The organism is Sulfitobacter sp., from assembly GCF_041552635.1.
Taxonomy (GTDB): Bacteria; Pseudomonadota; Alphaproteobacteria; order Rhodobacterales; family Rhodobacteraceae; genus Sulfitobacter.
The window spans coordinates 1-21308 of the sequence record NZ_JBFEKM010000060.1; the positions used below are offsets into that span (position 1 = coordinate 1).

18 protein-coding genes and 1 pseudogene are annotated in these 21308 nt (G+C 53.7%); 16 read left to right on the forward strand and 3 right to left on the reverse strand.

Annotated features, from left to right (window positions below):
• From ABYT07_RS09040 to ABYT07_RS09080, 9 genes and pseudogenes are all read left to right on the forward strand, one after another.
• Positions 1-243 (forward strand): annotated as a pseudogene (locus tag ABYT07_RS09040) (hypothetical protein); the annotation flags it as partial.
• Positions 244-517: 274 nt separating this feature from the next.
• Positions 518-1597, forward strand: coding sequence for a glycosyltransferase family 4 protein (locus ABYT07_RS09045; RefSeq protein ID WP_372991029.1), 1080 nt, complete (start codon positions 518-520; stop codon positions 1595-1597).
• Positions 1594-3012, forward strand: a complete 1419-nt coding sequence (locus ABYT07_RS09050; protein ID WP_372991030.1) for a hypothetical protein — start codon at positions 1594-1596, stop codon at positions 3010-3012. The genes ABYT07_RS09045 and ABYT07_RS09050 overlap by 4 nt, the downstream gene beginning before the upstream one ends.
• 1 nt (position 3013) lies before the next feature.
• Entirely contained in the window at positions 3014-3958 is a 945-nt protein-coding gene (locus ABYT07_RS09055) for a sulfotransferase (protein WP_372991031.1), read from the forward strand.
• Between the two features lie 21 nt (positions 3959-3979).
• Positions 3980-4825, forward strand: coding sequence for a glycosyltransferase family 2 protein (locus tag ABYT07_RS09060; protein WP_372991032.1), 846 nt, complete (start codon positions 3980-3982; stop codon positions 4823-4825).
• A 7-nt stretch (positions 4826-4832) separates the two neighbouring features.
• Positions 4833-5972, forward strand: coding sequence for a glycosyltransferase (locus ABYT07_RS09065; RefSeq protein ID WP_372991033.1), 1140 nt, complete (start codon positions 4833-4835; stop codon positions 5970-5972).
• 11 nt (positions 5973-5983) lie between these two features.
• Positions 5984-7117, forward strand: coding sequence for a glycosyltransferase family 4 protein (locus ABYT07_RS09070; protein WP_372991034.1), 1134 nt, complete (start codon positions 5984-5986; stop codon positions 7115-7117).
• Between the two features lie 18 nt (positions 7118-7135).
• The gene (locus ABYT07_RS09075) at positions 7136-8122 is read left to right on the forward strand and encodes an NAD-dependent epimerase/dehydratase family protein (RefSeq protein ID WP_372991036.1); all 987 of its coding nucleotides are present in this window, start codon (positions 7136-7138) and stop codon (positions 8120-8122) included.
• 30 nt (positions 8123-8152) lie between these two features.
• On the forward strand, positions 8153-9292 hold the full coding sequence (locus ABYT07_RS09080) for a glycosyltransferase family 4 protein (RefSeq protein ID WP_372991037.1): 1140 nt from the start codon (positions 8153-8155) through the stop codon (positions 9290-9292).
• A gap of 9 nt (positions 9293-9301) precedes the next feature.
• Here the strand turns inward: ABYT07_RS09080 and ABYT07_RS09085 are convergent, their stop codons facing one another.
• Positions 9302-9703 (reverse strand): hypothetical protein, encoded by a 402-nt coding sequence (locus ABYT07_RS09085; RefSeq protein ID WP_372991038.1) that lies wholly within the window; start codon positions 9701-9703, stop codon positions 9302-9304.
• Between the two features lie 505 nt (positions 9704-10208).
• Between ABYT07_RS09085 and ABYT07_RS09090 the strand changes: the two genes are divergently transcribed.
• The 7 genes from ABYT07_RS09090 to ABYT07_RS09120 all read left to right on the forward strand — a co-directional run bounded on the left by ABYT07_RS09090 (position 10209) and on the right by ABYT07_RS09120 (position 16963).
• Entirely contained in the window at positions 10209-10451 is a 243-nt protein-coding gene (locus ABYT07_RS09090; RefSeq protein WP_372991039.1) for a helix-turn-helix domain-containing protein, read from the forward strand.
• A 165-nt stretch (positions 10452-10616) separates the two neighbouring features.
• Positions 10617-12314 (forward strand): tyrosine-type recombinase/integrase, encoded by a 1698-nt coding sequence (locus tag ABYT07_RS09095; RefSeq protein ID WP_372991040.1) that lies wholly within the window; start codon positions 10617-10619, stop codon positions 12312-12314.
• Complete coding sequence (locus tag ABYT07_RS09100) at positions 12307-13413, forward strand: tyrosine-type recombinase/integrase (RefSeq protein WP_372991041.1); 1107 nt, start codon at positions 12307-12309, stop codon at positions 13411-13413. The genes ABYT07_RS09095 and ABYT07_RS09100 overlap by 8 nt, the downstream gene beginning before the upstream one ends.
• Before the next feature lie 442 nt (positions 13414-13855).
• Complete coding sequence (locus ABYT07_RS09105; RefSeq protein WP_372991043.1) at positions 13856-14395, forward strand: recombinase family protein; 540 nt, start codon at positions 13856-13858, stop codon at positions 14393-14395.
• Between the two features lie 186 nt (positions 14396-14581).
• Positions 14582-15310 carry an AAA family ATPase gene (locus ABYT07_RS09110; RefSeq protein WP_372991044.1) on the forward strand — a complete coding sequence of 243 codons (729 nt, stop codon included), beginning with the start codon at positions 14582-14584 and terminating at the stop codon, positions 15308-15310.
• Positions 15310-15639, forward strand: coding sequence for a hypothetical protein (locus ABYT07_RS09115; RefSeq protein WP_372991045.1), 330 nt, complete (start codon positions 15310-15312; stop codon positions 15637-15639). The genes ABYT07_RS09110 and ABYT07_RS09115 overlap by 1 nt, the downstream gene beginning before the upstream one ends.
• A gap of 328 nt (positions 15640-15967) precedes the next feature.
• Entirely contained in the window at positions 15968-16963 is a 996-nt protein-coding gene (locus ABYT07_RS09120; RefSeq protein ID WP_372991046.1) for a replication initiator protein A, read from the forward strand.
• Between the two features lie 143 nt (positions 16964-17106).
• Here ABYT07_RS09120 and ABYT07_RS09125 read toward each other — a convergent pair whose 3' ends face one another.
• Both ABYT07_RS09125 and ABYT07_RS09130 read right to left on the reverse strand, forming a co-directional pair.
• On the reverse strand, positions 17107-18021 hold the full coding sequence (locus ABYT07_RS09125; protein ID WP_372991047.1) for a sulfotransferase: 915 nt from the start codon (positions 18019-18021) through the stop codon (positions 17107-17109).
• 190 nt (positions 18022-18211) lie between these two features.
• Positions 18212-21238 (reverse strand): hypothetical protein, encoded by a 3027-nt coding sequence (locus ABYT07_RS09130; RefSeq protein ID WP_372991049.1) that lies wholly within the window; start codon positions 21236-21238, stop codon positions 18212-18214.
• Positions 21239-21308 lie beyond the last annotated feature (70 nt).

Below are 21308 nucleotides of genomic sequence, written 5' to 3' on the forward strand. Positions count from 1 at the left end.
CAGGCACAACACGAACGCGGTGCCCAGCAGGCCCGCGCGCGGTTCAGCAATGCCAAAGCTGCCAAAGCCTATGCGGCGCTTTTCCAAGCACTCATGCAGGAAACGCCGCCCGCTGTCGAACCCCGCCCTTGGCGCGATTTCCAGGCTGATCCGAATTTTCCCCAAACTTGGCGGCGTTTTATCCCACCCGCCCTCAAAGACATAGTGCGAAGCGGCTTGTACTCAGCCAGTAAGAGGACCTGATCATGGCTAAGATGCCGTATCATATGTTCTTCATCGGCCCGCGCAAGATAGGAACAACAAGCCTGCATGATCTTCTGACCAAAAGGGACTTGCCGCTGCCTCAAGGGACGCTAGGCAACACGATGTCCAGAAGACGGGGATGCATTGCCCCCGTACTGTGTTTTTGCGATGGTATCTTGGGCGATGATGCTTCTGAAAGAGGCACGGCACGAATGTCGCGTTCTGGTTCCATTCAACCGGCAGAAAACAACAGTGACGGAAACAGGATAACGGTATGCGCGTAGTGCAGGTCATCAACCATTTCGGAACCGTTTTTGGCGGGGCTGAAAGACTAACCACCACTCTGCACTGTGACCTTATTGAGTCGGGGGTTGATGCCCATCTTATATCCATTGGGGTTTGCGAAATTGCGAACGCTTCACAGACAACAAGCCTTGGCTTTGAAACGGTGCGCGATCCGAGAGTCTTACTGAGGCTGAGGGCAGTGCTGCGGGATCTAGTCCGCCCCGGTACGGTTGTTCACGCACATTTGTTCCCCGCGACCTTACATGTGTCGGCCCTGCGCCAGACAGGGCAATTGGCCACTCCTTGCAGTATGACGGAGCACAGCACTTGGAACCGACGCCGTGAACATGTCGCGCTGCGCGGTTTGGACCGAATAGTCTATCGCGGTTTTGAACGGATTGCAGCGATCAGCACGCAAACACAAGACGCGCTCCTTTCTGCATATCCGGTCCTGCGGCCACGCACAGAGATTATCCGCAACGGGGCGACGCTGCGCTTTGCCACGCCGCCCGAGCACAACTCTGACCAGATACCGTGCATTTTGACTGTGGCACGTCTGGCCCCGGTCAAGAACATCGCAAATGCCCTACGCGCTCTGGCGAAGCTGACCGACCGTCCGTGGCGCTATGTAGTTGCGGGTGGCGGCGAAGACGAAGGGAAACTCAAGAGCCTTGCAGCCGAGCTCGGGATCGCCAAGCGGGTTACATTTCTTGGTCAGGTCTCGGATATTACACCACTGCTGGCAGCCGCACACATATTTCTGCTACCATCTCGTTGGGAGGGCTTCGGCCTTGCCGCTGTCGAGGCGATGAACGCGGCGTTGCCGGTTGTTGCCACCGACGTGCCTGGTCTGCGCGAAGTGGTTGTCCCAGCGGGCAACCCTATAGTCGCTCCGGATGATGTGGACGGAATGGCCTCAGCAATTGCGGCCCTGCTGGATGATCCTGCCCGGCGCGCGCGATTGGGTGCAGCTGGGTTTGAGCAAGCATGGCAATACGATCGCAAGGGGATGAACGAAGGTTACATGGCGCTCTGGTCGGATCTTCTTGCTGGGAGGGCTGTCGAATGAGTTCTGCACGCACACCCAAAGTGGGGCTTCTCGCGCTTTTCGTATTTTTGCTGTTTTCCATGCCTCGCCTCAACATCAAACTGGGACCTGTTCCTGTTTATGCCATGGATGTAGTGGCTGCCCTTATTTTATACCAAATGGCACTTAGCGCGCGTACGGCCAAGCGCCTGGCCGTTCCATTCCGTAATGTTCTGATTATAATATGTTTTTTCATTATTCTAAGCGAATTCTCGGTTTTGGTCTACGGTGGGTCACTGCTAGACGCGATATATATTTCGATACGCTATTTTCTGACTTTCGGAATCATGTTCGCTGTCCCAAACCTGATCCGCGGGAGGGCCGATATCGAAATCGTTCTGAAAGGACTGGCGCTAGCACTTCTTATTAGCTCTTTGCTCATGCTCCTTAGCTCTTTGCCTCAGACCCGCGGGATCGCCGTTTTCTTGTTCTCAATCCCCTTCCTCGAACCGACTAGTGCTGCAGACCGCCTGCTACGAGGTGCCGCTGACAGTGGTGTACGCGGTCGCACACTGATTGGCGTATCCATTTTGAGCGGAGCATTTATCTCGATCGCCTGGCCTTTGGTGGCCTATCTGCGGACACAGCGGTTTCGACTATCGGCCTTATGGTCAATTGTTTCGGTGTCGGCCGTCACGCTATCACCTCTTGCAATCGTGGTGAGTTATTCCAGACAGGCAGCAGTTGGCGGCATTCTAGTTCTACTTGCGGCGCTGATCCTGCCGCTTAGCGATCTGCGGCGCAGCTTGTTGCGTCCATTCTTGTTGTCGGTAGGTGTGGTTTTGGTAGTCGGAGTTGGATCATCGTTATTCTTTTTTGACCGCTATGTGAATCGCTTTACGGCTGTGGTCGAAAACCCATTGGATGATGTGAACGAATCCGCGCGTTTTTTGTCTTACGTGGTGCCCTTCGAACATGTTGTCGATCACCCACAATTCCTGTTTGTGGGTGCAGGCGCGACCGCTGAAAGGTCTTCTAAGATCACCATTGATAGCTTCAAGGAAAACCATTCCTTGCTAGGTGCTGGATATTTTGCCCATGGCATGCTCAGCACATTGCTGCTGTTCTTTCTAATTTTTGCAAGTTTTCGATTTGCTAATTGGCACCGAATCCAAGCGCAAAATTTAGCGTTCATAGCGCGCGGTTGGCCTAGGTCACTATTTCTCGCCTATCTGCCGATCTTGCCAATGGCGGCCTTTGCCCCTGCCCTCGGGACTAATCTTCGGGCAATGTATGTCTTCATGCTACTTCTTGGGCTATTGGCGACGCTGCGCAATACCGACCTGATTGCGTCGCTCGAAACAGATGAAGAACCGGAAACACCCGGACCTGAGATGGACAATGTCGAGAATACCGCGCAACCGCTCCATCCTCCAGCATTGCCAAGAAAGGCCTAACATGTCCCGTCCTACTGTAGTCATCCTCCTATCGGACAAACGTTCGGGCTCGACAATCCTCCAGACAGAATTTCTGTCCCATCCTGATGTGCGTGGGCTCGACTACAGTTCGCATACCTATCTCGAAAGCCATCACTGGTTGAAGGCTGCCGTGATGACAGGCCAGCCCGATCGGTTGTTTTCCGCAGGCCACGTTTACCCGGGATACGGCGGGGCACGGAATGCACGCACATACATGATTGATACGATCACTGGAAATCTGCCGGATTTTGTACCACCCCGAGATGATCAGGACCTGATTTTCGAAGGCTGGGAGGCGCTGTGTCACCACTATGCCAAACCGGTCTTTTTCGAGAAGTCACCGCAGGTTCTTGCCAATTGGGCGTCGGTCGTCATGCTGCTGGAATGGATGAAAAAGACGTCTTTCGACGTGCGCCTTGTGGGCCTAGTGCGCAACCCTCTGGCGGTGCAGCATTCAGCCCAGCTTCTGTTTGGATCGGTCCCGGTGGCGCGCCAATATGGTTGGGCTGAAACCCATCGCAACCTTCTCGCCTTGCGCCAGATGCTGCCCCAAGACCGTCTGATGCTGCTGCGTCACGAGGATATTTTAGCAGATCCGCAGGCGCGTTTCGCCGATCTATGCAGTTACGTGGGCCTTGAAAACTCTGATGGGATGGGTCAGCAGATCACCGCCCGGACACAGGACCGCTGGAAAGACGATCCGGATTACACCTTGCAACTTCATCCATCTGTCATTCATGTCGCCAAAGCATTGGGATATCAGGATGACGCGTTGGAAAACCCCAATGCGCGGGCAGAGCCGGATACAAGTGCCACACCGCAGGCCATATCATGGAAATTGCCTTCCCTGAGCCAGGCCAAGAATACATTTCGCGACCGCATTGCCCGCCCTTATCTCATGCGACGCCGTACTAAATTTCGATAAAGACGATTAGGATTTTTTAAGATGAATGTTCAAGTGAAACCGACGCTAGGCGTTGTGACGATCAGCTATAACGAAGAACAGGATCTTCCTGGGTTTCTGGATAACCTGCTGGATTGGGTCGACGAGATCGTCATCGTGGATGACGGGTCCAGCGACCGCACAGAAGAACTGGCGAAGGCCGCCGGAGACAAAGTGACCTTCCTGCGCACCCCCCGTGTTGAAGGGGAGTATTTCTCCCATCAGCGCAACAAGGGGATTGAAGCTGCCAAAAGCGACTGGCTGTTGCATATGGATGTGGATGAACGGGTGACCCCCGAGCTTGCGCGCGAAATCCTGCAAGCGATTAAAAATCCTGACAAGGACGGTTATCGTTACCGGAGGCTGAACTATTTCATGCACCGGCCCATGAAAGGTGGCGGTTGGCGCGACTGGAACCTTGTGCACTTGGCCCGGCGCGACAAGTTCCATTTTGGGGGTATGTTCCATGAAAGCTGCCATCTCGACGCACCGGAAGCCCGTGAAGGCCAGCTACAGTCGTTGATGGTGCATTTCAACGAGGACAACCTAGAAAAGCGCTTCCGCAAGAGCGGGACTTACATGGAAGAACTCCTTAAGCGCGTTGAGGCGCGGCCAAAGCCGGTAAGGTTGATCGACATCTTAGGGCGGCCATTTGTTGAATTTACGCGCAAATACGTGCTCAAGAAAGGTTTTCTGGATGGCACGCCCGGGCTGATATCTGCCATCCATTCGGCCACGGCAGTCTTCCGGGCCAACGCACTTGTCTGGGATCGACAAAACGCCGTATCGCGCAACCAGATAGAAACGGATTTTCAGCAGCAATGGCGTGACGGCGGCGGCGTGGGTTAAGCAGAATATGGTCCAAGTGCTCTTTCATCGACCTACGGTCTGGGCCTCCGATATCCAGTGCTCGACCAAGGTATTGGCGCGACTGACTGCGGCGCGTGGCTATGACACTGATTATCTGCAAGCCCCGCTTGATCCTGCGCATTTGCTACGCGGTCCGGGGGGCTATCTCCGGGTTTGGCGGGACAGTCCGCGTAATGCGGGCGGGGTGAATATCCTCACCCCGGCAACGCCTGTACCGGTGCGTGATGTCTGGCCACTCAACGGCCTTGCCGCAGCCTCCTTACGCTACCGGACCTGTATTCCTAGTCTTTCCCGGATAGGCAGTCCCGATCTTGTCTGGACCACGGTGCCGGGCTCAGGGCGCGCAATGAAAAAGGCCTTTCCCGCTGCAAAGGTGGTCTTTCATGTCGTTGATTACTATCCGGCCTTCCGTGGCGAAGCGGTCAAGTCGTTGGAACGTGATGACTATGCCGCTGTCGATGCGGTGGCCACCATCAGCGGCACGCTGACGGACTACCTCACGGGTGAACTGGGCGTGCCAAGGGACAAGATCACGACCCTTGGCCAAGGCGTGGAAGTCGACCGCTATGCGCCTGATCTGCCCGAACCCGAATTGCTGGCCGACATGCCGCATCCCCGTGCCATCTGGACCGGCGTCCTGACCAAGGGCGATGCAGGGCTATTTGCCGAGGTGGCGAAAGATATGGCGGCACGCGGTGGATCGCTGGTGCTGATTGGCCCAGGTGCTGAATGGGCCGACCAACTGGCAAAGGCATACCCAAGCATGGTAAGGTTGATCGGGCCAGTGGCACCGACAGAGCTGCCCGGCTGGCTGGTGCATTGTGATCTTGGGATCATGCTGTATGACCGCGCCCGGCAGGATGTATATCGCGGCCAGAACCCCTTGAAGCTGTACGAATATGCAGCGGCAGGCTTGCCTGTTTTGTCGACCCCCCATGACGAATATGCCCAGCTAGATCCCCCTGCGGCGGTGCTGTCACACGAAGCCGAAGTCGCGCCCGCGATTGCCGACGCCCTGACCCAGAGCAATAGTCCAGGACAAGCGGCGCGCGCCTTTGTCGCCGCGCGGTCTTGGGACGCAAAGCTAGACACGATCTTCGATCTCTACCTTCCTCAAGCATCATAGGACAAATCCGCATGACCCCGACAGTTGCCTATTTTGCCAATCAGTTTGCCGCCGCCGAAGGCCACGGTATGCGTCGCTATGCTTTTGAGCTTTATGACGCGATCACCGAGCTGGGAGGTGCGCAGCTGGTGCCCGCTGCGGGGTGGAGCAACCTTGCCCCCGATGCGCTGTCCGATCTACAGACGCGCACCAGCTTGCGGTTGATGAAGACCGGACGCAAGGGCACCTCATTGGCCTGGACGCTGGCAGGGTTTCCCCCGATGGAATGGATGATGCCCGACCAGTTGGACGTCGTACATTCGGTCTGCATGGGCTACCCGGTGGCAACGCGCAAACCTCTGGTGGTGACGATACATGACCTTGGCCCCCTCACCCACCCGGAATTCTTCAGCCATAACCGTCCTTGGGTAATGGAACGCGCCCTGAAACAGGCCGTGGACAAGGCAGCCACGGTAGTGGCCATCTCGCAGGCGACGGCGGATGAAATTCTGTCGCTCCATCCGCAGGCGGCCGACAGGGTGCGCGTAGTACATTCCGGCGTCGCCGAGCGGTTCTTTGATGAGCCCGACCCGGCCGCACTGGACGGACTGGACCTTCCGCCGGACGATGTCCCCTTTATTCTGACGGCAGGGTCACTGAACCCGCGCAAGAACGTGCTGGGTGTCATGCAGGCCTTGCGACACGCCCTGCAAGATATCCCGCATCATCTGGTTCTGGCCGGGGGCGGCGGTTGGGACATGGAGCAACTTCAGCAAGAGCTTGGCTCATCTGATCTGGCAGCGCGGGTGCATCGTTTAGGGTTTGTATCGGACGAGGCACTACGCGCGCTGTATCGCCGGGCGGCGATGTATCTGCACCCCTCTTTATACGAGGGCTTCGGGCTGACCTTGCTGGAAGCCATGGCCGCCGGCACACCGGTGGTGACCTCGAACCGGTCATCCCTACCCGAAATTGCCGGAGATGCAGCGCTATTGGTCGATCCGACTGATCCGAACGCCATTGCAGAGGCCGTGATCCGTCTTGCCAATGACCAAGGGCTGGTCGACACTCTGCGGGAGAAGGGCTTTGCCCGGGCGCGGTCTTTTTCGTGGAACAAGACAGCCCAAACGATGAAAGAAATTTATCAAGACGCAGCCTCTGGTTGATACAAAAGGAATTTTCACATGTTCACAGTTGTTGGTGGCTCAGGCTTCATAGGAACACGGCTTTGCAGCCTGCTGGAAGAGCGCGGCCTCGACTTCGAGATTGTCGATCTGAAAAGCAGTGGGCGGTTTCCCGAGCGCACGCAGATTGCTGATATTCGGGATATCGAAGCGTTGCGCAAAGCCGTTACCGGGAATGCGATCATCAATCTGGCTGCCGTGCACCGCGATGATGTCCGCGACCGCAGTGAATATTACAGCACGAATGTGGATGGCACCCGCAACCTGTGCGAAGTGGCATCCGAAAAGGGCATTGCCACGATGGTCTTTACCTCGACCGTTGCGGTTTACGGATTTTGCGCACCGGAAACCGATGAGAGCGGGACTCTGAACCCGTTCAATGACTACGGGCGTTCAAAGATGCAGGCCGAGGCCGTTCTGAACGAATGGCATGATAATGCCCCCGAGGCGCGGCATCTGGCGATCTTGCGTCCGACAGTCGTCTTCGGCGAAGGCAACCGCGGCAATGTCTATAATCTGCTGCGACAGATTGCAGGGGGACGGTTTGTCATGGTGGGCAATGGCGAGAACCGCAAATCCATGGCCTATGTGGGGAACGTGGCGGAGTACCTGCTTTATGCCGCGACCCGCGCGCAAGGAAAAAGCGTTGTGAACTATGTCGACAAGCCCGATTTCACTATGAACGCGCTGGTACGCAAGGTGCGCAAAGTATTGGAAGACAAGGACGGGGTCGGCCTGCGCCTATCTTATAGTGTTGGGCTTGGGCTTGGTTATGTCGCCGATCTGGTGGCCCGCGTCAGCGGGAAATCCTTGCCGATTTCGTCCATTCGGGTCCAGAAGTTCTGCGCCACGACCAGCTTTGCCTCAGCCGCACATGAGCAGCCGGGCTTTGCGGCACCTTATGCGTTGGAAGAAGGGCTGGCACGCACCCTAGATGCCGAATTTTTAAACCCTGACCCGACCCGGGAAATCTTTTTTACCGAGTAAACCAGCTCACGCATTTCGAAGGAGCCACCTATGGCCCGCAAGACCGTGACCCTTCTCTACAATACCTGCGTTTACGTGGTGAAATTCCGCCTCCCGCTCATCAAGGCGCTGCAGGAAGAGGGGTACCATGTGGTCGTCATCGCCCCCGAGGATGAGGCCACCGAGGTGCTGCGCGCCCGCGGCATAGACTATCGCCCCATCACCATGAGCCAGTACGGCATGAACCCTCTTCACGAGTTCCGCTCGATCCGGGAGATCCGTGGCATTCTACAAGATCTGCGCCCGATGGCCTCGTTACATTACACGATCAAACCCAACACCTTCGGCACCATGGCGGCGCATCAGGCGGGTGTCCCCGTGCTCAATAACATTGCCGGTGCCGGGCGGGCCTTTTCTAGTGGCAATTCGGTCATGCGAACACTGGTGGTAGGCCTGTATCGTCGGGCGCTGCGGCGGTCACATACTGTGTTCTTCCAGAACGGCGATGACATGGCGGTCTTTTCCAAAGCCGGCTTGGTCCGTGACGCGCAATGCGTCCGTATCCCTGGCAGTGGCGTCGATTTGACCCGTTTCACCCCTACCCCCTTGCCCACAGGACCAGTGCGCTTTCTTTTCGTCGGGCGCCTGCTCAAGGAAAAGGGCATTGCTGAGTTCCTAGAGGCAGCAGCGCGCATGATGGCGGCGGGGGATCCGGAAAAGCTACGCTTTGATATCGTTGGAGAGCATGAGGATGACGGGTCATTCATTTCGCGCGCCGATCTTGATCGACTGACGGCAGCCCCTCAGGTGACTTATCATGGTACTGTCCCACCCGAACAGATCGACGGGCTTATGAAAGCCGCTTCTTGCGTGGTGCTCCCATCTTATTACGGCGAAGGCGTGCCGCGTGTATTGCTCGAGGCCTGCGCCTCGGGACGGCCCATCATAACCACGGACAATGTAGGGTGCCGCGATGTGGTGGAGCATGGCGTGAACGGTTGGAAAGTAGCCCCCCGCGACGTGACAGCGCTTGCGGGTGCGATGGAAGACTTTGCCGCGATGCCCCCGACAGAGCGCGCGGCCCTAGCCCAGGCGGCGCGTCTCACGGCCGAAACCCAGTTTGATGAAAAGACCGTTATCAACGCCTATCTCGACCGTCTTGCATTGTTGGAAGAAGTTGAGAAAATATAGCTTAGCATGCTAATGATACTTGAACCTTATTGGCTTCGCATTCCGGCGTCCCGCTGAGATCGTATCGGCTTGGATATAGTGCCCTTCGGCAGTCCGGGTTGTTGCGTGGCCAAGTACCGGTTTGATCATCCGCGCAGAAGAAGGGGACGCGCGCGCGAGTGTCGTTGCAGCGGCATCCCGGTAGAAATGGGGTGGGATATCTACACCAAGCTGCTGTTTGCTTCGGTTGCCTATGGCCCGAGTGAACTGGTTGATGTTCATGGGGGCACCGTGCTTGCCAAGCCAGACATCCATGTAATCTCCGGAGCCTCTGGCCGCGAGAACGGGCCGCCCAACGTTCAGATAGGTATCGAGCACATCGCGCGCGGCATCCGGAACAACCGCTTCCCAGATTTGTCCGTTCTTCGTCACCCTCTCTAAATTACTTCCAGATAAGTCGGGACAAAGTTTACCCGACCGTACTGAAAAGATATGTGTTGGTCTTAGGAAGCGCAGAGTAGTTCGTCCGAAAAGTTTTTTTGCAGTCTGGGTAGTTAAATCCAGCTTTCAAAGACTGATACGTCTGCTCAGATATCTATAGAATCCGTTGATTGTGTATGTAGAAGTAGTCGATGGGCTCGGAGTTGACCTTCGCTGCGCGGTACGCCGAGGTCCGGTAGACTGGTTTTTTCTGACGGACACATGGACCTGCATTCGCAAGCTGCACCTAGACTTGGGCGGGATCGCTTTTATGCCACCTTTGACATCCCGCTTGACGCTCCAGTTCAAAATCCCGTAACTTGAAATCAGGTTCAGACGATATCTGAGCCCTCGGTCAAGAGGTATGACGCTTCTTCCGAAGTCTATCCAACTTAAACATGGATGGCTTTGGTAATGCGTCTGCTTACAAAGCTCATCCTTATTAAAGGACGATCTTTTGACAAAACAATATGCTCACAAACAAAAATCGAACGGCCAGTTTAAATCAGCAGCCTACGTCGATGATCAGCGTTTGATGACTGTTCGAGAAGTTGCGGCTCTCGACAATTGCTCCGAAAAAACGGTGCGCCGCGCCATCGCGGCGGGCTTGCTTGAAGCCATTCGCGTGGGGCCAGGTGGTCGACTTTTGCGCGTTCACCCGATGGCGCATGAGCGCTACCGGAAGCTGCTTCGGACATAGCACCAATGTCCAACAAAGTCTTTACATGTCAACAGGTTAAGATGCCGTCGGGAATACTCTCACACGGAAACGGCGACACTTTCCGTGCTATGGTTTTCCCGAATTGGCCACCCTGTCCACCTCTGTCCACCCGACACCATCTTTGGCCACATAAGGAAGCACCCGATGCAGCATTTTAGCGCGCTAGATCTCGAGACAGCATTCGTCTCACCCAACACACCAACTTTTGCAGACCTGATTGAGATGCTAAACCAAGATACCTCTTTGTCACCGACCCGTCGCAGAGACTTGCGCTCAGGTCTCAACCGGGTGGCAAAGGTTTTGGGCAGAGAGCCCGATAAAGTTTATGCTGATCCACGTTGGCTTCAGGCCCGGCTCAAAGACATCTTGCCAAAATTCCATGGGCTTTCACCAAAATCGTGGAGTAATGCAGTCAGTGATGCACGTGCCGCGATGGCTAAGTTTGGCGTTATCAAGTCGAAGAATAATAAGCTGGGTGATCTAAACTCTGAATGGCTGCCACTGTGGGAAACTATTCTGAGCACAAGAGATCGCGGGCTTATGGCCCCTCTTTCCCAACTTTTCTACTTTCTGAACAATGCAGGTATTTCACCTACCAAGGTTACAAACGACCATCTCTTGGCATATCGCGATGCCTTAGCGTTGAATCAAATCCGCCGAGATCCGGAGGTCGCGTATATAAATGCCTTTTACGCATGGAACCGCTTGGGAAGCAAAATAGCCGGCTGGCCTGGAACTGTTCTGACACGTGAACCTCAGGCTAAACGGGTTAAGCTTCCGCTTGATATCTATCCGACAAGTTTCTGCGAAGACTTGGATGCGTTATGCGCAAAACTTGCAGTCCCAGATCCATTTGACGATGATCCGTCCTGTCGTCCTTTGCGGCCGACATCGATCAGCCAATACCGCCGTGTCTTGGAGCGGTTTGCAGGGGGGCTTGTACGTGATGGTCTGTCACCAAGCGAGATTGTCGGCGTCGAAACCCTGGTCAAATTAGAAAATGCGGAACGTGGGCTGCGCTGGATGTTAGCGGACTACAACAACGAGCTTAGGCCTGCCCTATCGGACACCGCTCGCGTGCTCAAATCAGTCGCCAAACGGTATTCCAGCCTCAGTGACGCTGAGATTGAAAAGCTTGGGTCTTTTGTTGGTCGCCTATCGACCAAGCAGACCATAGGCATGACAGCCAAAAACCGCGAACGCCTGCGGGCTCTTCGCAGTGATGATGTCAGGAAGGCTTTGTTTTGTTTGCCTGATCACTTGTTTGAGCGTGCTGGCACCTGCGACAAGAAAGCCAGCGGTCTGCTGCGCGAGCAAGCGATTGCGATAGCAATTCTGACCATCATTCCCCTCCGCCGCAAGAACCTTGTTTCAATACATTTGGACCGCCATCTGCATCGCCCAAGAGACGGCTCTGTGTTTCTGGTTTTCGAGCCTCGTGAGGTGAAAAACAAACAGCGGATAGAATGCCAGCTGCCGCAATATCTGGTGGATATGATTGATCAACACGTAAAACTGCGCGCCCCCAATCTCTGTGTCGCTGGCAGCCCTTGGCTGTTTCCAAAGCGCGATGGCACAGAACCCATGTGCGTCGATCACTTGGCCCGCTTGGTCGTGAAACGGCTCAGGTCTGAACTTGGGGTGACAATGAACATGCACCTGTTCCGGCACTTCGCCGCCAACCTGATGCTTGAGGCGCATCCCGGCAACTACGAAGCGACCAGGCGGCTTCTGGGGCATTCACGGCTAAGTTCCACGTTGAACGCCTACACAGGCTTTGAGAACACCACTGCAAGCCGTCTCTTCGGGGAAATCATTTCGGGGGCGCGCAAAAATGAGTGAGCAAATTAAAATGCCGATGCAGGAGTGGTCTTCTGCGGATAAAGCACTGTGGGACAGGTTGATACAAAAGGGCAATCCCTTTGACGACCAAGGAGCGCTGTCGCATTTGCGCCCTTACACGCTCAAACTTATGCATACCGGTTACGGGATCTGGCTGAAATGGATTGCTGAATTCACGCCAGAGGCCATATCCTTGAGCCCCGAGCAGCGGGCTACGCCCGAACAGATGAAAGCGTGGGTGGAAAGCATGGCGACACTCGCCCCAAGCAGTCGCCATATATATTTCAACAATGCGTTTCGCACCTTAAAAGCGGCCTATCCCAAAACAGATTGGAGCATGCAAAAACGCCTGACTGCGTATCTTGAACGTGACGCCAAGAACTATATCAGCATCCGCAAAAACGGTCGGGTCGTATCCAGTGAAGTCTTGTTTAAGACCGGGCTAGAACTCGCAAGCACTGGCACGGATGCCGCCAGAACGCAAATAGCCCGCATGAAGCATCGCCGTGACGGCTGTCTGATCGCGTTTTTGGCAGCAATACCGTCGCGGACACGCGCGATGGTGGATCTACAGGTTGGTAAATCCCTTTTGATCGGGGCTTCAAACATCACGGTCTGCCTCGAAGACGATATCACCAAGACCGGTGTCCATTGGGAAACTGAGGTCCCTGCCCCTCTTATGCCCGTATTGGAAGAATACCTGAATGAGGTCAGGCCGTGGTTAATGACGCGCCGTGGCCAAGAACACGACTACGTCTGGGTCAACGATAAAGGGGCCCCGCTGACGAGAGAGTACTTCACAGCCAAAATACGACGGGTGTCTCAGCGGGAATTAGATGTGTGCCTGTCCCCCCATTTGTTCCGCGACGCCGCAGCAACGACCTTAGCGCGGGAGTCCCCGGCAGATGCCCGCTTGATCCGGTCTCTATTGGGTCATTCAAGTCATGAAACCGCAGAGCGCTATTACAACCACGCAGAAGCACTGGACGCGACACGGACCTATGCTGATATTGTGAATACGGCAAAGGGTGGCCACAGGTGTCGAGGTTTCCAAAGAACACCCCGAGCTGGTGATCAATCAGATTGTGGAAGATCGTAACCCAAAGGCCCAGAATCTTTCGATTCCGGGCCTTTGCTGTGATATGGGATTGGTTATGCCAATGCGGCGACGGGCCCTCTCCAAGTTGACGCTTGGTGGATCCTTCCAAGTGGAGCCGGGGCAGATAACAATCTGTCTCGATGGCTCCATGAGGGGATAGAAGAACAGCGCGTCGCGGCGTGGTGGATTGTCACCGAATTTCCAATAGAGAAAGAGTAGATTCGCGCCCACGCCTGCGATATCTGCTTTCATACTCGATTTATGAAAAATCAAACATTTTTAGTAACACTACGAGGCTTCAATCTGGTCGCATGTATGCAAAATGTCAAAAACGGTCGTTTCTGCCGGTCCGTCCTGCCCCACGAAAAACCAATCGCTTAGCTATGACTAAAACCCCCGGCAAAACCTTTGCGGTTTTGGCAGGTTTTTGTCACAGTGTAATATGATCATTGGATATGCTCGCGTCAGCACGGACGACCAGAACCTCGATGCACAGACTGACGCTTTGACAGCGGCAGGAGCTGATAAGCTGTTCGCCGACAAGATCAGCGGATCAAAACGGGACCGGCCTGAGCTGGACAGGATGTTGGATCAGCTTCGTGATGGTGACGTCGTTACGGTCACAAAATATGATCGCTTGGCCCGGTCTTTGAAAGACCTTTTGGAGATCGTAGAGAGCATCGGTGAGCGGGGTGCGGGTTTCCGATCATTGGCAGAGGACATTGATACGACGACACCGGCTGGCCGTCTCGTGTTCCACGTGTTTGCTTCCATTGCCCAGTTCGAGCGGGAGCGGATTTCGGAGCGTACAAGGGAAGGCTTGGCAGCCGCGCGCAAGCGGGGCCGTATTGGCGGCAGACCCTCTGCACTGTCGACTGCCCAGAAAGACGAAGTTCGCCATATGCGAGACAATGAGCACAGACCTGTGCCCGAAATCGCACGCTTGTTCAAAGTCAGCGATAGAACCGTGCGGCGCGCTTAGACCTTTTGTTCCAACGACGATCAACGCGCAAACCCAGCATGATAGTAGGGTCAGGATGGTTTTGCGTTGGCTAGGGTACCATTCCGTATCTTATGGTACCCTAGCACAAAGTACCATAAGATACCCCTTGGTAGAGTAGGGTAACCTATGCTATCAAGGGGTATGGCCCCGCAGAGGGTCAGGTAAATGAGCAGACAAACAACAAAAGACAGGATTACATCCATGCCGGTGATTGCTTTCGCCAATTCCAAGGGTGGCAGCGGGAAGACGACCAGTGCGCTTCTCCTTGCCCAGGCCCTTGCCGCCCATCGTCCCACCACCATCATTGACGCCGATCCGCGCCATCCCATCACGACCTGGGCGGAAAAACCGGGCTGTCCCGATGCCTTGAGCGTGGTTACCAATGCCTCGGAAAAAACCATTCTGGATGAGATCGAGGAGGCTGCTGCACGTGACCCCTTTGTCATCATAGACCTTGAGGGAACGGCATCCCGACTGATGAGCTATGCTATTTCCCAGGCCGATCTGGTGATTGTTCCAATGAAAGAACAACAGCAGGATGCGCTGGCCGCCTTGGAGGTTATTCAGGAGATCCACCGCGACATGAAGGCGACCCGCCGCGTGATCCCTTATGCCGCCTTGTTCACACAAAGCCGCGCTGCTGTGAAATCCCGCACCGCACGGCATATCTCGGCCCAGTTCCGTGAAAACGAGAATATCGATACCTTTACCACCGAAATCCACGACCGCGACGCATTTGCGGCGATGTTTTCCATCGGCGGTACAGTGGCGGGCATGTCACCCAAGCTTGTTAACGGTCTGGATAAAGCGCTGGAAAACATCGAGGCTTTCCGCGCCGAAGTTATCAGCAAGTTGCGTGCCATTCGCGACACGGAAAAGGGGAGGGCGGCTTGATGAGCGAGCGTGAAGCCTTAGTCATGCCGGCCTTCGAGGACGCCCTTGATGACTTTGCACCCCGCAGAGTTTCGCCGGGAATACCCGCGAAAAGGGTAGGGCAGGGGGCTGCACTGGACATGTCGGGTCTCATAAAAGACCGCACATCCGACGCGCGCCAGGCGGTTGACGCAGTGTCAAAATTTCCATCGCGTGAAGCATCCTCTGACGGGCAATTGAACCTCAAGGGTCCGCAAAACGTCCTGGATCGCTTCAAAGCGCTCTGCAAATCTGACCGGCGTGCCTATTATGATATGCTGACAATTCTGATGGACCGGTATGAAGAGTGATGCCAAATCTTCTGAGCCTCAAAGCTGACGATTTATGCCTTGAGGCTCAGTTTTGAGAGCGTTCTTGTGTTAAATATGTGTTAATATATGTGTTACGCTCTATTTAACCGGTGTTTTACTGTTTTAATACAGTATGTTATGAAATCGTTCGGTGTGTGATAACACGTTTACTGGTGTGTAATAACACGAAAGATGGTGTGTGATAACACGTTTCTAAGGCTCGGTGTGTGATAACACGAAATAACTTGACTTGGTGTGTAATAACACGTTTCTAGAACGCATGGTGGGTAATAACACGAAAGTACGGTCCCCGCTTCTTCCGGACCGAATGCAACAGGGCGATTTTTTCGTTTGCGATATCTTTGATGCCGCGCCCAAAGGCGACATGGCAGCCATGGAGCATCCTGTTTTCTCGATTTCCACAAAGCCGGATAAGAATATCCGACGATACGAGAACGGTGATATCTTCGTTGAGGTGGTGCCATCCGTCAAAGGGCTGGCGACAGTATACGACCGTGACATTCTGATTTTCTGTATCTCTCAGGTCATAGCCGCCTTGAATGACGGCAGGGAGGTCAATCAAACGGTACGCTTCAAGGCTTTCGATCTGCTTTCTTCAACGAACAGAGGTACGGACGGGCGGGGCTATGAGCAGCTCAGAGCCGCGTTCGAGCGGCTTTCCGGCACCCGTATTTCTACCAATGTCACCACGGCGGATACAGAAGTGATGGACGGTTTCGGCCTGATCGACCGCTACCGGATTGTTCGGGAAACCCGTGATGGCCGCATGCAGGAAATCGAGGTCAAGCTGTCGGATTGGGTGTTCAACGCGATCAACGCCCGCGAGGTTCTCACGCTCAGCCGCAACTACTTTCGCCTTCGCAAGCCCTTGGAGCGCCGCCTGTATGAGATTGCGCGCAAGCATTGCGGATACAAGCAACGTTGGGCGATTGGTCTGACCAAGCTCAAGGAAAAATGCGGGTCGTACTCGACGGACAAGGAATTCAAGCGTCTTGTTTCCAAGGTCGTGGCTGAAGACGTCGCCCATAATCATATCCCCGATTATAGCCTACGTATTGAGGGATCCCAGGCCGTATTCTATTCACGTGGCTCGGTTCCCACGCCGCAAGAAGACGTGTTCGAAGGGCAGCTTGAGCCAGATGCCTACGACGCCGCGCGCGAAGCCGCCCCAGGTTGGGATACCCGACACCTCGAACATGAATGGCGTCGCTGGTGCGGCAAGGAAGAGATCGAGCCCAAGCATCCAACCAAGCACTACGTAAAATTTTGCGAGAGCTGGTTTGAGAAAAGGGGACGGCCTTAAACTATTGCGCTCGTCGAATTTGAAAAACCCCGCTGCACTTGGCAATGGAACTTAAAAATCCTTGGTCTTGGGCAAAAGTCTCTGGCAAGGTAGACAAACTTGGGGGTGGACTCACCAGAGTCTAGAAGGTGTCTACGTTCATCCTATGCAGCATCCCTTTTGAGCCAATGTGACAGGTCTCGGTTGGTCATCTCGCTCAATAGTTGAATGTCGCTGGCGTAATATTCATCCAGCATGGCCTGAATTTCTGGATCTATTTTGGGCTGCTTGAGTATTGTCTCGTAAATTCGCGCACGAATTCTTTCTCGAAGTACCCGTGGAAAAAGGTGCCTAAAATGACCTTTTGGCATATTTAGAAATTTCATCAGAATCTTGCTTTTTGGCTGACCACCCTTTTGCGTGTGAACGACTTCAGGAAGAAACCCATTATCGACATCAAGCCATGAGTAAATCCCCTGTGCTACTTCGGTAGGGTTTTTTTCAAGGTCATCAAAGAACACAAAATGTATTCGGTCCTGTCCAAAGGTTTCCACCCAGATTTTCAGATTTTCTGCTTGTAGGCCTTTCCGCAGCCGTGACTCGGCTGGCACTTCAGAAATCCCAGAGCTTTTGGACCATTTTAGACCATTGGCAGAAATGAAATCTGTAAATGTCCCTTCAAAACCCCAACTCCGCACCCAAATTAAGTACTCCGAAAATAACCGATCGGTCGGATTTCGGAGGGATACGATGATATGCGCGTCGGGGACCTCTTGACGAAGAACCCCGGCAACGTCTGGATGATACAAGTAGTGAGAGGCCTCTCCACGCCACTGTGAAATTTTTGGGGTCTCAAACAGGCCAAGGTAGGCATCTGTTGTTACATATTTACCAGTAACAACAGACTTATAATCCTTTCCTAAACGCCGTAGATTTTCTGCCAACCAAAACATGGGTTCTTTGATCGAAGCCATGAATATTTCAGGGTGCTGTGATAACAAAAGGAAAAGAGTTGTAGACCCGCATCGCATCCCCCCTATGAAATAAAGGTTAGGCCATTTTTTTGCCTCAGCAGTCATTGTGTTCACTTTCTCGTTTGTCTCATGCATATGATCTGGGCTGCCTGACAGCCGTTGTTCGAACCTAAATCTTGCGGGCAACCTCGGCATTCTGAAAACGGCAGAGTAGGTACTGGATCGTCCTGTATTGAACAATACTAGCTGTAAAATTTATCATATTCAGTCCCTATGCCTCAGATATGAAAATACATTATGTGACAGACGAAAATGCAACTTCATGCCAGCCCCCATCTGCATGCTTGCGCAACACCAGTGTATCACCTGTCTCATTAAGGCTGCGATCGCCTCCAAGCCTCAAATTCCCTATGCCATTTTTTGCAGCTACCGTCCGAGCGCCATCTGCGGGATAGATTGTCAGTAGATCGCCTGTCATACCCCCGTAGATAGTAGCTAAGTCATCAGTCAACCCATCTGCTTCAGTATTGATCGCGTGTGCGGTATGGGTTGCGGTGATAATGCCCATGGCAATGGTCAATTTCAGTCCATCACCCGGATCAAGCCCGTAAAGGTTTCCCGTTAGGCCGATGTCATTTGATGAGAGGCTGTTGGTCAGCCTGATATTCTCCATCAGCCCTTTTCGCACAGGATTAATGTCAGCATCTTTTACCAAAACATGATCACAATCACTGGTAAAAAAACCTCTCCCCATGCCAAGGTTGAGTACCTGCCAAGTATCTTGCGCCCGTATTGGTGCCCGGAAATTTCGATACGTGCCATCAAGCCAGATACGCGGTGACCTGCCACTAAAGTGGCGAATGAAATCCCGACGCCCCTGGCTGCCGTGATAGGTCGCATCGAAGTCAATTCTTATGTCTGCGCTTGACTGGATCGAAATCGGTTCAACATTTGAGCTAGGGTTAAACTCATCAGGGTATACCTCGAACCGCCCGCTCAGGTCTATTTCATATGCGGTTGACCGAATGTCGAAAGTTTCAGAGTGGTCTGTGATCAAGCTTGCAAAATGCAATGACACGTTCTCACATTCATCTAACGTGCACGCTGCGGTTCCTCTTGCATCCCAGACAATGTTCTTAAAAGAGATGTTCTTTGCGGGGGGCGGGGAATACGTTCCACGCCTTTTAATCCAGTTCCCATCGTAAACTGTGGTTGACGCGCTGTTTACCAATGCGACAAGGAAGTTGCCAACCTCGAACCGCATGCCATCAAGAGTCCCTGCAACACTTACGATCCAGTATTGACCATCCGAGGTTGAGACTGGGAAAGTGCCCGTAGAAGCATCCCACGACCCTTGGTTGGTGTAGCCATTTGATGTGCCGTTATCTGTCCGGAACATTGAACAAGATAGCCACGCTGTATTTTTTATGACCCACTCTGTGCTGCTGGTCATTGATGCGTTATCAGACTTCGGTACTACAAAATCACCAACGGAAATTGCAAGTCCGTCAATCGTCGCAGTTGAGGTTGCCTCATAATATGTTCCTTCAATTGCATCTTGTGGGAAAACGCCTTCTCCCGCAGGATCAAAATCGGCTTCTTTTCTCAAGCGATAGGATGTAAAGTTATCGCCCGTCATGGCCACATCGTGCACACCTTTGAAGTAATAGCCGCAGTTTTCTCGACCTGGTCTCGGTATAAATACGTTGCCATTTGATATAATACCGTTGACTTGTAGCCATTCCGGGGCTGTCAAACCGTAACTGGTCAGGTCTTCGTTGAGTGTGAAAATAAACTCACCGCCACGAATGATGTTATTAGAGATCGTCAGGCCTTTGAAGTTTCCCTCAAGGTTACCCACCACGCTTGCGTCGTTGACTTGTTGCTTGGCGTCTATAGCCGCTGTTGTCACATCAAATATGTTATTGCTAATCTTCCATCCGTGCAGCCCACCAGTACTGTCAACAGCATCACGCTTGCTGTTAACAAAATGATTGCTTGTCACTGTACAATAATGTGACCCGAATCCATTTAGGGATGCACCGGCCTTGATATAGTCACCGAAGTTGTTTGTCCCAATACTGTCAACATATCCCATATCGCCAGAGTTTCCGCTGAACAGTCCGTAATCACAGCGACCGTTCAGGTACACAAAATAAAACTGTTTGCCCGCCCAGCAATCGCTTACGCGCCAATACGGGTGGTCGGTGATGCGCAGAAGGTATCCCGAAAGAAAATCGGCCTTACATTTCTCAGCGAAGAAACCGCTGCCCGTTCCAGATTTGTCATAAAAAACTGCGTTTCCATTACCGTTTCCTATAATTTCAGCTTCGGTAACGTCTATATCGTATGCAAAACGAAGCCCGCGTGCACGAAACATCTTAGCGTCAAACATGCATGTATATCTATTAAGGGAATTTGCAGTCGCCCGCTGCTGGATCAAATTTAGCATGCTAATTGTGCGAGTTGCTTCTTTGCCGTGCCCTATTTGGTCCACGTTGTCAGCTTCTAGCGTGATAACGGCCGCCGCAGTGAAGCCGGTATGCGATGGAGATGCTAGATTGAAATCCACATCGCAAACAAACCGTGTGATGCCGTCAAGACGCGACGCGCAGAGCCGTGCGAACTCAGCCGTCCCATCGCTGCTGTCTGCAATGCCAATTTGTTTTGCAGAAACTGCGCCTTTATGATCCGGGTGGGCATAGAGTCTGACCCCGCCCAACGTGGTCAAGTGGTAGTCAGTAGCGGCCGGGTCGGCGACTTGGTATTTAAACTGGCCACCCGCCACTAGGACGGTCTTGCCAATTGCCATCCCCTGGCTAGTCGCAAGCAAATCCTCAACTGTATCGAACTCTCCCAAGGAGACAGCCGGACGAATATGATCCCATTCTCCTACGGTCGCGGCATTGGATGTGTTGGCAATTATCTGGTCTCCTGGCGCATAAGAGATGCCTTCGACAACACCTGCGACCGTTACGCTAAACGTATCTCCTGACGATGCGTTGCTGGGAAACGCCCCCGAAGAAGCGTCCCATCCGCCGCGATACACCAGCGGCCCTGCCGCCGTGGACACGGCCATATCGACCATATCTTGAAGCCCTGCGACATCTGCGGCCAAATGCCCATGATCTGCATCGGCCTTACCGTCCAACTCCTGTTGAAATCCGGCAGTCTCGGATACGGTGGTTGTAAACGTTTCGGCGGCAACAGTGATCTCGGCATCGCTGAGGAATGTCGTGCCAAACCGGTTTTCGAGACAGATGCGATAATCTCCTCCTGGCAGGAAGCATTGTGCGAAATAGCCGTCAGCATCGGCTTTCATCGGATTTTCCTGAGTATAGGTCAGGTGCTGATCCTCGTAGATTCTGGCCAAGGAATCCGTGCCGGAGAGG